This window comes from Sodalis sp. RH19 (assembly GCF_047324215.1).
Classification (GTDB): domain Bacteria; phylum Pseudomonadota; class Gammaproteobacteria; order Enterobacterales; family Enterobacteriaceae; genus Acerihabitans.
The window spans coordinates 1,588,720-1,602,624 of record NZ_CP178734.1; the positions used below are offsets into that span (position 1 = coordinate 1,588,720).

Consider the following 13,905-nt stretch of genomic DNA (forward strand, 5'->3'; position numbering starts at 1 on the left):
CCGCTTCAGGTCCGGGTGACCGGAGATAATAAATCAACGAAATGTTCACGCTCGCAGAGCGCATGCAGTTGTGCCAGAAGGGCGTCTGAAACCGGGATCCCGTCGCGCTGGCGTTGCCGATGCCTCTGGTTTTCCGGTTCACCGGCCACTAACACGGGCGACTGAGGGGCAGCGGATGGCGTGGCGTGCAGGGTGTTGATGATAGTATCCAGCTCGGCTTTGAACACATCGGGATCACCAAAAGCCGCCGGATCGAGCGCCAGAAAGAAATGCCCGATATTGGGCATTCCCCCGGCTTCGCGGGTTGGGGCGAATGCCGCGCCGGCCAGCGGTCCGGCCAGAATTTGCGCCATCATCGCCAGCCCGTAACCCTTGTGCCCGCCGCTTTGCTCAAGGCCACCCAGCGGAGTTAGCCCCCCTTCTTTACGGCGATAAACATAATCCATTCCTTGTGAACTGTCGGTAACTTGCGTCCCTTCTTCATTGACCACCCAACCTGCGGGGAGGTCGCTGCCATTAAATTCATACACTTTGACTTTATTGGCCGCGACGGTAGTGGTGGCCATATCCAGTACGAAATCTTCTTTTTCACCTGACGGGGCAGCAAAGGCTATCGGGTTAGTGCCGAGCACCGGAAATTTCGCCCGGCTCGGCACCAGCATCCGGCTGCGCGTTGTGCTGGTCACCAGTGCAATTTTACCGCGTGCGGCAGCATAACGGGCATACAACCCGGCTGCGCCAAAATGATTGGAATTGCGCACAACAACGGCCCCTACACCGGTATTTTCACTTTTGGCTATCGCGAGTTTCATGGCAGTCATCGCTGTGACATGGCCGAGGGCATGACCGCCGTCCAGCACCGCAGTTACCGGCGTCTGGCTGACGACAGTGACCTGGGCATCAGGGTGCCATTTCCCTTCCTGACGTAATTTGTCGTAATGCGGCAGCATTGATATGCCATGAGAGTCAATGCCCAGCAAATCGGTTTCCAGCATCAGTTCAGCGGTTTCCTGCGCAATATTTTCGGGCATTCCCCACCCGGTCAAAATGATCATGGTTTGCTGACGAAGTAATTCCACCGAAAAATGTCTCTGCTGATTCATGCGATTTTATCCTTACTGAGAATTTCCGCACTGAGAATCTGCAGCGCTTGTACCGCCAGTTGTGACAGGTAATGTGCAGCCGGAAACAGGGCGCGATCATCAACGCGAAATTGCGGATGATGCAGCGCGTAAGGACCGCCGGAGCCGATCATGATGAACGCGCCGGGCAATTTTTGCTGATAAAACGCGAAGTCTTCCCCAATCGGGCTGGCTTCAACGCGGCGGGCTTCGAAGCCGGAGCCTTCACCGTGTGCCAGCGCAAAATCCACCCATTTAGCCGTGTTGACCACTGACGGCGGGCCGGGCTGCCAGTCGAGGCTGATGTCGGTATCAAATGCAGCAGCGATGCCCGCGAGAACCTGCCGGAAACGGCGTTCGATCAGTTCCCGTGTGTCCTGATTAAAGGTGCGGACGGTGCCTTCCAGCCAGGCGGAATCCGGGATTACGTTCCAGGTACTGCCGCTGTGAACCTGGGTGATGGAAACCACCGCGTTGTGTGCGGACGGCACGTTGCGGGCGATCAGGGTTTGCAGCGCGGAAATCACCTGTCCGGCGATAATAATCGGGTCGTTACCTTCGTGCGGACGTGCCGCGTGGCTGCCGGTACCGGAGATGGTGATCGCAAAGCGATCCACGCCCGCTGTTAATGCGCCTTCTTTGCTGCCGATAACGCCGACCGGTAAAGCAGGATCGTTATGAATGCCGAAAATGACGGCGGCGTTGTCGAGCGCGCCGGTGTCAATCAGCACCGGGGCACCGTGACCGGTTTCCTCAGCCGCCTGAAACAGAATGCGCACCGTGCCGGAAAGCGAATCTTCCTGTGCTTTCAGCAAAATCGCCGCACCAAGTGCCGCCGAGGTGTGGAAATCGTGGCCGCAGGCGTGCATCACACCGGGATTTTGCGAGGTGTAATCCACGCCGGATTTTTCTTCAATCGGCAGGGCATCGATATCAGAACGCAGCACCACCAGTTCGCCGGGTTTGATGCCGCCAATTTCTGCCACCAGACCGGTTTTGAGCGGCAAATCCAACACGCGGATCTGATATTTATCCAGTGCCGCCCTGATGCTGGCGGTGGTGTTAAATTCTTCGTTGGACAGCTCCGGATGGCGGTGCATCTGGTGGCGGAAATCCTGAATAAACACCGCCAGCGGCTGGTGGTCCTGCATGATATCTGACATTTAAACTCCGGTAGGTAGCTGACGTTCCAGCCAGCGGGTGTGGCTTTTTTCATCAAGAATTTTTTTCAGGTACAGCGTGATATGCCCTTTGCCGAGGTCTCTTTCGAAGACCGGCTGAAAACCCAGTTTCAGGTACATGTCGCGCAGCCACGGATGGCTGGTGGCGGTGCCCAGCGAGTAAGCCGGGGCTTTCAGTTCGCGGATCAGAATATTGTCTTCCAACCAGTTCAGCAGCCTTTTGCCGAGACTCTGACCGGTGTAGTCCGGATGCGTGCCGAACCAGCCAATATGCGGCAGGTCCATCGGCCCCGGCATCGCGCCCCACGGGAAACGCAGGGTGACTGAAGCCACCATCCGCTGGTCATCAAACAGCGCAAACACCGCGTGATCGTCGAGATGTTGTGTAACGCGTGCCAGATCGGCGGTGGCGGCATCAAAGTGAATCCCGAGCGCTTTTATAGGCGCGTAGGCGGCCAGCATCAGTGCCAGATAATCGTGTTTATCATCCAGCGTCAGCCGCCTGAAATGTTGTGTCATAACCCGGATCCCCAGAAGAAGTTAAATGGCCGGACTGCCCGGCAAAGCGGATGACGTCATCGACTTTTTGCGCGGCGCAGCCGGTGTAATGAGCCGGATCTAACCAGTGGTCAAGATCCTGCTCAGTAATACTGGCAGCCAGAACCGGATGTGCAAGCAGAACGGTTTTAAAAGATTGCTGTTTTTCAAACGCCTGCATGGCGCAGTCATAAACCAGATGATGTGCGGTTTGTTTGCCGAGTTTTTTACCGACCTCAAACATCACTTTTTCGGACAGCAGCAGTCCGTCCTGCATCTGCAAATTCGCCAGCATGCGGGCTTTATTGACCGTCAGGCCGGAGAGAATCGCCTGAGCATTTTGCAACTGTGCAGAAAGATAAATCGAGATTTCCGGCAGGGCGATCCACTCGGCGCGCCAGCTCATCGCATCGCGTTCATGCTCCACGTGCATCGACTGATAAATCAGTGATGCGCTGTGCAGCAGCGGCTGGGTCAGGCTGGCGAGACCTTCGAGGGCAGCGGGATTGCGTTTGTGCGGCATGGTGGTGGAGCCGATTTTTCCGCTGCTGAACGGTTCCTCGACTTCATTAATTTCGGTGCGCATCAGGTTGTAAAGTTCGTTGCCGATTTTGCCCAGCGTGCCGCTGATCAGCACCGCCACCGAGGCGTATTCCGAAAAGCGGTCACGCGCGGCCTGCCAGCCGATATTCGGCGTATTGAGGTTCAGACGCGCCAGTGTGCGGCGTTCAACTTCCGGACCCGCGCCGCCCAGTGCGGCGTAAGTACTGATCGCCCCGCTGATATTGCCGGTCAGCAGGCGCGGCGTGATGGTGGCAAGGCGGTCGAGATGGCGGATAAATTCATCCAGCCAGACAGCGACTTTAAAGCCAAACGTGGTCGGCAGCGCCTGCATGCCGTGGGTGCGGCCAGCCATCAGCGTGTGCTGATGCTCACGCGCCAAAGATTTCAGCAGATTCGCCACGGCGGTGCTGTCACGGACGATCACTTTCAGGGTTTGTGCCAGCTGTAAAACGGTGGCGGTATCGACGATATCCTGCGTGGTCGCGCCGTAATGAATGTATTCCCCCGCGTCACCGCATTGCTGTTGCAGTGCGGTGAGCACCGGCATCAGGGAATGTTTCATCTGCGCGCCGGAGAGGGCGATGTCCTCAATATTCAGCTGGCTGGCATCGGCCAGCTCCGCAATGGTCAGCGCGGCCTGTTGCGGGATCACACCCAGTTCACCTTCGGCCAATGCCAGCGCAACTTCGACATTTATTTGCTGTGTCAGGCGATTTTGCTCTGACCAGATTTCCCGCATTTCTGGTGTGCCAAAATTGTTACCAAGTAAAAGAAAATCTATCGGATGTGAGGACATAATACTCTCTTCTTATATAAGGGTTAATTAACGTTGTTTTTAAGTCTGTAATTAAAAACAAATCATCAAAATAGCGTATCCGGTATAAGCAGATGCCAGATGCGTCTGTTTTCATTGAGTTAAATTAGCCCTGTCTGGCACTATCATTTCTTTGATCCAGCACAGGATGCAAGGGGTTTATAAGCTATAGCGAAAATTCATCTATTCTATTGCGAATAAGTGAATAAGGATCCGCACTCAGCGCTTTGTTAATTTTTTCAATTCTCGTAGGATGTTTTTAATAACACTTGAATATATCCCATATCCACATCCGTGTTTAATTACGGGCAGGTTCTCTTTACCAGACGACAAACTACAGGACATCGACGTGTTCGCCATAAAATCACCGCAAACCTATCATCATCAGCCCGGCCTGCTTTCACGCACCGGTGATCTGCTTGCCGTTCATTCCGCCGATATCGCGATCATCACCAGCCCGAAAGCATGGGGGGCGGTGAATCCGCAACTGGAAACCAGCCTGAAGGCGGCCGGTATTCGCTGGCAGGTCAATTTTCTCACCACGGAATGCACCGATGCGGCAATCGAAACACATCTGGTCAGCGTGCGTGAACAAAACGCCACGCTGGTGATGGGCATTGGCGGCGGGCGGGTGCTTGATTGCGCCAAAGCGGTGGCGAATTTGCTGACCGACGTCGAACTGGTGACAATGCCGACCGTTGCCGCGACCTGCGCCGCCTGGTCGCCGGTCAGCATCATTTATAACGAGCACGGCGGACATGTGCGCAGCCAGCCGTTGTCGCGTATGCCACTGATGCTGCTGGTCGACACGAATGTGATTGCGCAAAACGATGTGCGTTATCTCAAAGCGGGCATCGTGGATGCGCTGGCTAAATGGTACGAATTCCGCCCGTATAAACAAAAAAGCGACGACAGTCTGGCGCTGAACCTGAAAGTGCAGGCGGCACAACTGGCGGTGGAAGTCTTTGAACAGTATGGCGCGCAGGCGTTACAGGACAATGCCCGCCATGAAGTGACACCGGCGCTGATGAAAGTTATCGATGCCAATATCGCGGTAGCGGGCATGGCCAACAGTATGCGCGATGAAACCCCCGCGCCGGGCGTGGCGCACGCGATCCACAACCGTTTCACCCATCAGCCGGAATTACATGGCTGGCTGCACGGCGAAAAAGTCGGTTTCGGCTTGCTGGTGCAGTCGTTGATGGAAAACCATAACGGCCAGCCTGAGCCGCAGTTGCTGGCGTTATTGCGTCAGTATCACGCACCACTGGCATTGCCTTCGTTAAACGGTGACCGCGATACGATTATTACGGCCATTGCCCGTGAAGTGAAATTCTCCGCCGAAAATGCCGCCCGTTTGCCGTTCTCAATGGCGGCCGAAAACATCGAAAAAGCCCTGCGGGCAACCGAAACTCACCATTATTCTCAGGGATAACACCATGACTTCTTCTTCACCTTCTGCAAAAAACACGCGTAAATTGCGTCTTGGCCTGTTTGTGCAGCCGCTCGGGCATCACGTCAGCGGCTGGCGCTTAACTGAAAACCTTGGTTCGCCGACCGACATCGACTGGCTGGCGTGGATCGCCAAAAAAGCCGAAGAGGGCAAATTCGATATGTTCTTCATCGGCGATGCCCTGGCGACCAGTGTCTACCGTTTGCCGTCCACCATGGCGCGGCTTGAACCGCTGACCTTGCTGTCGGCGCTGGCGGTACAAACCCGCCATATCGGGCTGGCCGCCACGGCTTCAACGACATTCAGCGATCCGTTTAATCTGGCACGCAGCTTTTCTTCTCTTGATCACATCAGCCACGGCCGGGCGGCGTGGAACGTGGTGACGTCGTTTTCCACTGATGTGGCGCGCAATTTCAGCCGTGACGATATGCCCGCGCATACCGAACGCTACGCCGTGGCGCATGAGTTTCTCGAAGTGACGTTCAAATTGTGGGAAGGCTGGCAGGAAGGGGCGGTACAGCCGGACAACGTCAGCGGTCAGTATTTCGTGAATGAGAAAATCCAGCCGGTGAATCATCAGGGCAAATATTTTCAGGTACAGGGCCCGCTGAATATCACCCGTTCGCCGCAGGGGCGTCCGGTGATTATTGAAGCCGGTTCTTCTGCTGACGGCCAGAAACTGGCGGCGGCCACCGCCGAAGTTGTGTTTACCGCTGCCGCGACGCTGGAAGAAGCGCAGACGTTTTACCGTGCGCAGAAACAGCAGGTGAAAGAGGCCGGACGTAACCCGGATCACGTGCTGATTTTGCCGGGCGTAATGCCCATCGTGGGCCGCACGCGGGAAGAAGCGCGCGAAACCTGGCGCGAACTGAATTCGCTGGTGGATATTGATAACGGCATCCGCCAGCTTTCCACCCGCTTTAATATGGATCTGAGTGTGTTTCCGCTCGACGGGCCGGTGCCGGATGTGCCTGCCGGTGAAGGTAATCAGAGCCGTGTGAAACTGCTGACCGACCTGGCGTATCGCGAAAATCTGACCTTACGTGAACTGGCCGCAATTGCTGCCGGCTCGCGCGGGCATCGCGTGCTGGTCGGTACGGCGGAAGATATCGCCGATGATTTCCAGCACTGGCTGGAAGAAGGCGGGGCAGACGGTTTCAACATCATGCCTGCAGTGATGCCGGAACAGCTTTCGCTGTTTGTTGAGCTGGTGATCCCCGAATTGCGTCGTCGCGGGTTGTTCCGTGAAGAATACGAATTCAGCACGCTGCGTGAAAACCTCGGTCTGCCTGAGCCTGACTTTAACCCTCAGTCTTAACTTTAGCTTTGGAAAATTACGATGACGATTTCTTTGTCAGACCGCGTTCAGCGCGTGTCACTTTCCGCCAATGCGGCGGCGAAACAGCGCACCAATGACCTGAAAAAAGCCGGGGTGGATATTTTGGATCTCACCACCGGCGAACCGGATTTTGATACGCCCGATCACATTAAACAGGCGGCATACGAGGCCATTTCGCGTGGTGAAACCAAATACACGCCGACGCCGGGCATTCCGGCGTTGCGTGAGGCGGTGCAGCAGAAATTGCAGCGGGAAAATCGGCTGGAATACGCTGTTGCCGACATCATGATAGCCAATGGTGCCAAGCAGGTCATTTTCAATGCCTTTGCCGCTACGCTTAATGATGGCGACGAAGTGATTGTGCCGGTGCCGTACTGGCCGACGTTTCCGGATAGCGTGCGTTTTAACGGCGGCACGCCGGTTTTTGTCGAATGTCATCTGGAGCAGGCCTACAAACTGACGCCGGAACAGCTGGCCGCCAGTATTACACCGCGCACCCGCTGGCTGGTGCTCAATCATCCGGGAAATCCGAGCGGTGCGGTATATTCCACTGCTGAATTACAGGCGCTGGCCGCCGTCCTGCGCAGGCATCCGCAGGTGCTGGTAATGCTCGATGACTTATATGAGCACATTCTGTTTGATGGCTGCGAACATCAGAATTTGCTCAACGTGGCCGCTGATTTTCAGGCGCGCAGCCTGCTGGTGGGTGGCGTATCCAAAACCTATGCGATGACCGGCTGGCGGATTGGTTTCGGTGCCGGGCCAAAGGCGCTTATTACCGCCATGACAGTGGTACAGTCGCAAATCAGCTCCGGGGCCAGTTCGGTGAGTCAGGCGGCTGCGCTGGCAGCCTTTAACGGTGGGCTGGATTTTGTTGCACCACAGGTTGCGGCTTATCAGCAACGGCGCGACGTGATAACCGATATTCTGGCGACGATTGACGGGCTGGAATTGCGGGTGCCGCAGGGTGGTTTCTTTGTCTTTTGCCGCTGCGCCGGATTAATCGGGCGTTACCGGCCGGGTGGGGCGAAAATCGAAAGCGAAGCTGACGTGCTGGATTATCTGCTGGAAAGCGGCGTGTCCGGCGTGGGCGGCAGCGCATACGGCTTGTCGCCCTATTTCCGCCTATCGATTGCCACCGATAACGCCACGGTGGCTGAAGCCGGGCGGCGCATTGCGTCGGCCTGCGCGAAACTCAGCCCCGCTCAGTAAATTCAACGTGCTTATTGAACCGTCTGCTCCCGTGTCCCGTTAAAATGGGCTTGTACGCAAAATGTTGAAAGCGTTCTACAGGGGTTCAGTGGCGTTACCCGGTTATAAAATCCTGCATTAATCCATGACTGATGTGCTTTCTGCCCGAATGAGGGTTTGCGCAGCGTAATAGACACGGTATTACGCTCACAGGCCGGGGGAATAATGGCCTGAATGCGCTCGCCTGATTCAAGCGTGGCGGAAAGGATCGGCGAGGTGTCGTCGATATTATCGTCCTGCCAGGACGCCAGCGCTCTGGCAAAGGCGTAACACTGGCGCAGCGTAATCGGGGCTTCATGTCTTCGCCATTTCCCCCGGATTTTGGTATGCAGTTCACCCGGCCGGTTAACGGCAATTTCCGTCAGGCCGTCCTGCGCAATAAAATCACCAAACAGCTGGTTTTTCATAAAATCCAGCGACAGGTTTTCAGCGTTCATACCACCTCTTTTTCAGTCGTAGCTGCCAGACGGATGAGAAATCAATGTCGGTGCCGGTCATGATCCCGATGACATCACCCTGATTCAGGTACAGGGTGGGCGGGATATTGATGCTGCTGTCCAGCGTCGTTTTCGCCATTTCCGCCGTGGCGGCGCGGGTGTTTTCGGTGTAGTCGGTATTGCGGTCTTTCCCCGGGGCAGCATCCGACGCCGCAGCAGCCACGTCCTGCACGGTACTGAGCATCAGGGCATTGCCGAAGCGCTCCCAGAAATGGTCGTCGATCCAACCTGAGATCCCCGCCTCGCCGAGCGGGCCGCTGGCCAGCGTATCAGTTAGCGGGATTTGCAGGCTGCCGGGCTCAGGCGTACGCAGCTCCGTCCACAGCACAAACATCCGGCTGCGTCCGTGTTGCAGCGCCCCCGTGCGGTAGATGCCACGGGCGACCGTTCCCGCCGGGATCAGCGTCACATGGTTGCTGGCGCTGTAAACATCTTCACTGACCAGGCAGGAAATATGCCCCCCGACATCGGACACGAAGCGCCACATCATCGAACACGGGATATAGCGGTCCACCGGGATATAGAGATCAGGATCGAGACCCAACCGTCTGACGCCGGTGACACGGGCGACGCCCGCATTGTCGTTGTTACCCGTTTCCGGCGCGGCAGTATCCGGGCAGCGAAGGCTGCCATCCCTTCCCCTGGTCAGTACTGACGGGCAGGATATGTACGTCGTGGATGATGACCCACTGTCGGATGTTTCTGCGTGGCTGCGCGTTTCACCCGGGGACGTGCGTGCATTATCGCCCGGCATTGTTCGGTCGTTGTTCACCCCGTCAGCCAGCGCGGCTGCCTTGTTCAGGGCGGGTGGGGCCGGTGGCTGCGTTGGTGCGGGAGTGACGGTCTGGCTGGCAGGGTCTGTTCCGTCCTGTGTGTGTGGCCCGAACAGGCTAAACGGGTTATTGTCCATGCCCAGATTTTGACGCTCATGCAGCGTCTTCCCGGAGGAGGGCGGCGGCGCGGTGTTGGCTTCTTTCTCATTACCCCCTTTCAATGCACTGAAAAGACGATCGCCGCCGGATGCCAGGGCGATCACCAGCGCCAGACTCAGCAGGCTGACGATCAGCGTGCGTCGACCGGATGCCTTACGAAAACGGGTCACTTCCGGCTGGCCGGGCGGTGTTTTCTGCTCCGGCTCCTGATACGCCATTGCCGCACGGGCGCGTTCGCGGGCCTCCGCTTCCCGCTCTGCGGTGGTTTTTTCCGGTTCATCCGGGACAGGTTTATCGGTCATTTCGCCTCCAGCGTAACGGACGGTGAAACAGTGTCGCTGCGGGTTATCGGGATGCGCCCGAATCCGTCGTTTTCGATCCCCACCACCGAGGTGCCGTAACGCAACACCAGTTGTGGCGCTGCCGGAACCACCATCACGGTGTAATTACCCTGCTTAACTGTCCGGGGCGTGAGCGCCTGCTCCCGTCCGTTAACCACCCGGAAAACGGAAGGCAGGGTTCTGATGGGGGAAAAACCGATATAAGCAAAACGACCATCATCCCAGGAAAAATCCGGTGCGATGGTGGCCGAACCGGCGGCGACCCGTTTGGTGTAGCGCCAGTTGCGTGGCGTGGTGGCCTGTCCGAATGCCGCTGCTATCTGCTGCTTCTCCTGTCTTTCCCGTAGCTGCGTCTGACGTGCGGCGCTGGCGGCGGCGGATTGCTGGCGAACCTCGGACGGATAGTGATAACGGATAACGAACGCCTGCGCGGGGGAATCGTGGTCCAGCACGTTCAGCTCCAGACTGTAATCACGCTTTGAGGTCACCACGAAGAGGTTGGTCTTCCAGTCCTTTGCCGTGGGCAGGAACACCTGGCTGATGTTGTTGCCGCTGGCGTCCGTCACCGGCTGGGTGATGGGGTTCGGGCTGACGCCTACCCGGTTATCACTCTTCGTCACCGTCCAGCCTTTGGGAAAACCCGCTTGCGCATCAATCACAGCTTCATCGTCGTCAAACAGCAGCGTGGTGACGTAGCCGGGGCGGGTGTTCACCACGGTGGCGTTCTGGCTGTTATACGATACGTTCTGCATCCGGCTGTCATAGCCGCTGCCGCGCGGGGTGGCGGCACTCCATGTCGCGCATGACGCGAGTAAGCCTGTCAGGAGCAGGATATTTTTCAGCATCATTCGCTCCTCAGTTCTTTATCGCGCTGGTAGCTGGTGACGATAAAGCCCAGCGGGTTCACTTCACGCTGGCTGTCCGTCAGTTGCTGATGCGGGACATAGCGGTAAGTGAGGCGGATATTCCAGAAGTCCGTTTTCACTGAATTATCAGAGATACGGCGAAGGGTACGCTTGATACGCAGGGTTGCCAGGTTATCCGGCCCGGTGGCAGACGCATGCACATTGGAAATAATGTCGATATAGACGACATATTCGGCTTTATTAAAAATAACGTCCGGTGCCTGGTCGCCGTTAAACCCGTCCAGATAATCCCGGTTCACGCTGTCGCTGTTAAATAATTGTACGTCGTCGTAATCACGCTGGAGGGAGAAATAATTATACCCTTCGCGGAGTCTGACATAGTGTGCCGCCAGTGAATGCGCCAGCGCTTTTTCAGACGCAATATCCCGCTCTTTAATGCGGGTCATATACTCATAACGGCCGGTTTGTTTATCCACCGACCACAATTCAATGTCAGTGGTTTTCAGCGGCAGCAGAATAAGAATGGCCATAATTGCCAGTGCAGCCAGAATCAGCCCGGCAGCGGCCACCCGCCAGGCGGTGTTACGGGAACTCTCTTCCTTTTCCAGCAGGATGGATTCAAAAGAGCGCGAGACATTAATGATGCGCTGAATATCAGACATGGTGAGTCAGCTCCTGAATGATGGCGGGGGAATTCACCGGCTGGGGATCGCCGGACACCGGCGGGAGGTTGCCCTGATGCTGCGCGCAGCCCGTAAGCGCGCACAGCACCAGAAGCAAGATGCTGAATTTCATGGAAGCCTCTTATCGGACAAATGCAGGAAAGCCGCACCGCTGGCAGAGGCCACGGCGTGACGGAGAAATGAGATTAACGGTCGGGAGGACTAACGGTGACGCTGCTGATTCTGGCGTTTAATGCTTTCAATGGCGGTGGCACGTTTCTGCCAGGCGTTCACGGCTTTGCCCGCCCCTGCGGCAATGAACCTGCCGGTTGTCGCTGCTGCGGCCATGCCACCTTTGGCGGTCAGTCGGCCCCCGGCCTTTATGCCGGGTCTGGCGACGTCGGCAGATTTGCTCGCCAGCCCGCGCAGTCCGCTCATGGCTGCACCCTGTAACACGGCCTGCACGGCGGCACCGCTCAGCGCAGTGGCTATTTTCACTGAAAAATACACCACGACGCCTGCGGCAATCCCGGCCAGCAAACATTGCGCCGCCAGGGTCACCATATTGCTTTCAGCAGACGTTGCTGTGGCGGCATCCAGTATTTTATTCAGGTAGTTGATGGCGATCCGGACAGACAGGGCAGAGAACATGATCGTTAAGATTGCGGTAAATATTGTTTTCAGCCAGTTATCAAACATGGGTTTAAGAAAACCGTACAGCAGGCAGAAAATAAAGAGTGGGGCGGTGGTGGTCATTAACAAAATGGTGATTTCGGCGAGCAGGTTGACAAAGGTTGCAGCCAGTAACAGAACGGTTGCACCGCCCCAGACCAGCACCTCGGCAAAGCCGCCATTCATTTTAACGTAGGTGGAGGTATCGAGATTAAACAGCGTTTGCCCCAGCGCTTGTGCCTTTTCCCACACCGTGTCGAGCAGCGCCCAGACATTATCATCGCCACTAATGCCGTCCTTAAGCCCTTCAATGGCCGCAATGATAGCATTCAGCCAGCCATCGCGGTTTAAAACGAAAGTGGTGATCAGCAACATGCGCCCCACATCCCAGACAACATCTTCAACCGGTGTCTGGAGTTTGCCGCCAAGCGTCTGATACCCGCGATACGTAATAAATAGGGTGAAGGAACTGACGATAATCACACTGATTAGGGTGCCGTAGGTAGAAGACTGACCTTCTAAAACGGCATTGAGTCCATCCATGATGTTTTTGTCCATACCAACAAAAATACCACCGGACATGGTGCCTCTCATTAGTCAGGAACAGACAGGGGATAAAACAGGGAAGAACCCCTGTTTTTATTGGCGGGAATATTACTGAGTGACGGATTTTCTTTTTTGGGCTTCCTGCTGAAACAGTGTCTCGAATTTTTCCCTGATGCCGGGTTTGCCGGTCTGGGCAAACATTAATGCTGCCCGGTGTGCAAACTCGCAGTTGTCGCTTGCCTCGCCATCCCTGAGGCATTGCGTATAGACCTTATAGGTTTCATCGGGATGTTCTTTATACCAGGCTTCTGATTTCGTCTCTTTACAACCGGATAAGACTAGAATGCCTGACATGACGCATAAGGTTAATACGGGTTTTAACATGTTAACCTCCCTATAGAGAGTTCAGATCAGCAACGGGCGCAGTTAATTGCTGTTGCTCGAAGGCTTTCTGTTTTTGCTGTTCCAGCAGCGTTGCTCGCTGTTCAGTCTGTTTGACTGACATCTCCCACTGGCTGGTCAGCGCATTCAATTGTACGCTTTTGGCCGCGATGGCGTTAGCCAGGTCCTGTGACTCTTTCGAATCCTGCGCATTAGCAATACGGTCTGATAAATCTGATATATCACCGAGCGTGCCCGTGATCTTGTTTTCAACCTCGGACGTATTTTCTATCGCTACGGCCTGATTCAGGATCATCTGTTTGCAGCTGTCCAGATAACGCTGTGAGGAACTGGACGGGTTACAGGTATCGAACGTTTTATATTTGTTATACAAGCTACTAAGTTCAGACGAATATGACCCGCTTTGGTTGCTCAGCAGGTCATCCAGTGAAATACCGTTTTGACGAAGATTATCGATATCGGTTTTCAGACTTTTGGCCTCGCGGAGAAATGCCTGAACGTCCCGCACGCCCGTTGCCGTGGCTAATTGCTGCTTGTAGGCATCGAGTTCACTTCTATAGTGGGTGACGGTTTCCTGCCACTGCTGGAGTTTCTGGATCCACTGATTCATGGATTCGGTATTCTGTACGGCGTCGAATACCGGTATTCCGGCGCTCATCGCCTGGGTGGAAATAAACAGCGATAACGCCAGTATGATATCTCTGAACCGCATTTTCATTACCTCCGT

At 55.7% G+C, this 13,905-nt stretch carries 14 protein-coding genes and 1 pseudogene; 3 read left to right on the forward strand and 12 right to left on the reverse strand.

Annotated features, from left to right (window positions below):
* Positions 1 to 5: 5 nt before the first annotated feature.
* The 4 genes from ACL2XF_RS07105 to purB are packed head-to-tail and all read right to left on the reverse strand — an operon-like array spanning position 6 to position 4,199.
* Complete coding sequence (locus ACL2XF_RS07105; protein WP_413728339.1) at positions 6 to 1,103, reverse strand: Ldh family oxidoreductase; 1,098 nt, start codon at positions 1,101 to 1,103, stop codon at positions 6 to 8.
* Positions 1,100 to 2,284, reverse strand: coding sequence for an amidohydrolase (locus tag ACL2XF_RS07110; RefSeq protein ID WP_103826106.1), 1,185 nt, complete (start codon positions 2,282 to 2,284; stop codon positions 1,100 to 1,102). Before ACL2XF_RS07110 ends, ACL2XF_RS07105 begins: the two co-directional genes overlap by 4 nt.
* Positions 2,285 to 2,821, reverse strand: coding sequence for a GNAT family N-acetyltransferase (locus ACL2XF_RS07115; protein ID WP_103826105.1), 537 nt, complete (start codon positions 2,819 to 2,821; stop codon positions 2,285 to 2,287). It abuts the gene before it with no gap.
* Positions 2,787 to 4,199, reverse strand: coding sequence for an adenylosuccinate lyase (gene purB, locus ACL2XF_RS07120; protein ID WP_103826104.1), 1,413 nt, complete (start codon positions 4,197 to 4,199; stop codon positions 2,787 to 2,789). The genes ACL2XF_RS07115 and purB overlap by 35 nt, the downstream gene beginning before the upstream one ends.
* A gap of 367 nt (positions 4,200 to 4,566) precedes the next feature.
* On the opposite strand from purB, the gene ACL2XF_RS07125 reads away from it, so the two are divergent.
* From ACL2XF_RS07125 to ACL2XF_RS07135, 3 genes are read left to right on the forward strand one after another with little or no spacing between them, the layout of a single operon-like run.
* Positions 4,567 to 5,652 carry an iron-containing alcohol dehydrogenase family protein gene (locus tag ACL2XF_RS07125; protein WP_103826103.1) on the forward strand — a complete coding sequence of 362 codons (1,086 nt, stop codon included), beginning with the start codon at positions 4,567 to 4,569 and terminating at the stop codon, positions 5,650 to 5,652.
* Positions 5,653 to 5,656: 4 nt separating this feature from the next.
* Positions 5,657 to 6,988, forward strand: coding sequence for an LLM class flavin-dependent oxidoreductase (locus ACL2XF_RS07130; RefSeq protein WP_103826102.1), 1,332 nt, complete (start codon positions 5,657 to 5,659; stop codon positions 6,986 to 6,988).
* Between the two features lie 21 nt (positions 6,989 to 7,009).
* The gene (locus ACL2XF_RS07135) at positions 7,010 to 8,221 is read left to right on the forward strand and encodes an aminotransferase class I/II-fold pyridoxal phosphate-dependent enzyme (protein WP_103826101.1); all 1,212 of its coding nucleotides are present in this window, start codon (positions 7,010 to 7,012) and stop codon (positions 8,219 to 8,221) included.
* A gap of 92 nt (positions 8,222 to 8,313) precedes the next feature.
* On the opposite strand, the pseudogene ACL2XF_RS07140 reads toward ACL2XF_RS07135, so the two are convergent.
* From ACL2XF_RS07140 to ACL2XF_RS07175, 8 genes and pseudogenes are all read right to left on the reverse strand, one after another.
* Positions 8,314 to 8,697: pseudogene (locus ACL2XF_RS07140) on the reverse strand (P-type DNA transfer ATPase VirB11); the annotation flags it as partial.
* Positions 8,687 to 9,991 (reverse strand): VirB10/TraB/TrbI family type IV secretion system protein, encoded by a 1,305-nt coding sequence (gene virB10 / locus ACL2XF_RS07145; protein WP_413728340.1) that lies wholly within the window; start codon positions 9,989 to 9,991, stop codon positions 8,687 to 8,689. The pseudogene ACL2XF_RS07140 and the gene virB10, both read right to left, overlap by 11 nt.
* Positions 9,988 to 10,878: a P-type conjugative transfer protein VirB9 gene (virB9, locus tag ACL2XF_RS07150; protein ID WP_413728341.1), complete on the reverse strand. Its 891-nt coding sequence runs from the start codon at positions 10,876 to 10,878 to the stop codon at positions 9,988 to 9,990. The genes virB10 and virB9 overlap by 4 nt, the downstream gene beginning before the upstream one ends.
* Positions 10,875 to 11,558, reverse strand: coding sequence for a virB8 family protein (locus ACL2XF_RS07155; RefSeq protein ID WP_413728342.1), 684 nt, complete (start codon positions 11,556 to 11,558; stop codon positions 10,875 to 10,877). Before ACL2XF_RS07155 ends, virB9 begins: the two co-directional genes overlap by 4 nt.
* Positions 11,551 to 11,691, reverse strand: a complete 141-nt coding sequence (locus tag ACL2XF_RS07160) for a hypothetical protein (RefSeq protein ID WP_181005845.1) — start codon at positions 11,689 to 11,691, stop codon at positions 11,551 to 11,553. Before ACL2XF_RS07160 ends, ACL2XF_RS07155 begins: the two co-directional genes overlap by 8 nt.
* A gap of 89 nt (positions 11,692 to 11,780) precedes the next feature.
* Positions 11,781 to 12,812 carry a type IV secretion system protein gene (locus ACL2XF_RS07165; protein ID WP_413728343.1) on the reverse strand — a complete coding sequence of 344 codons (1,032 nt, stop codon included), beginning with the start codon at positions 12,810 to 12,812 and terminating at the stop codon, positions 11,781 to 11,783.
* A gap of 72 nt (positions 12,813 to 12,884) precedes the next feature.
* Positions 12,885 to 13,160, reverse strand: a complete 276-nt coding sequence (locus tag ACL2XF_RS07170) for an EexN family lipoprotein (protein WP_103826096.1) — start codon at positions 13,158 to 13,160, stop codon at positions 12,885 to 12,887.
* Between the two features lie 10 nt (positions 13,161 to 13,170).
* Entirely contained in the window at positions 13,171 to 13,890 is a 720-nt protein-coding gene (locus tag ACL2XF_RS07175; protein ID WP_413728788.1) for a type IV secretion system protein, read from the reverse strand.
* Positions 13,891 to 13,905 lie beyond the last annotated feature (15 nt).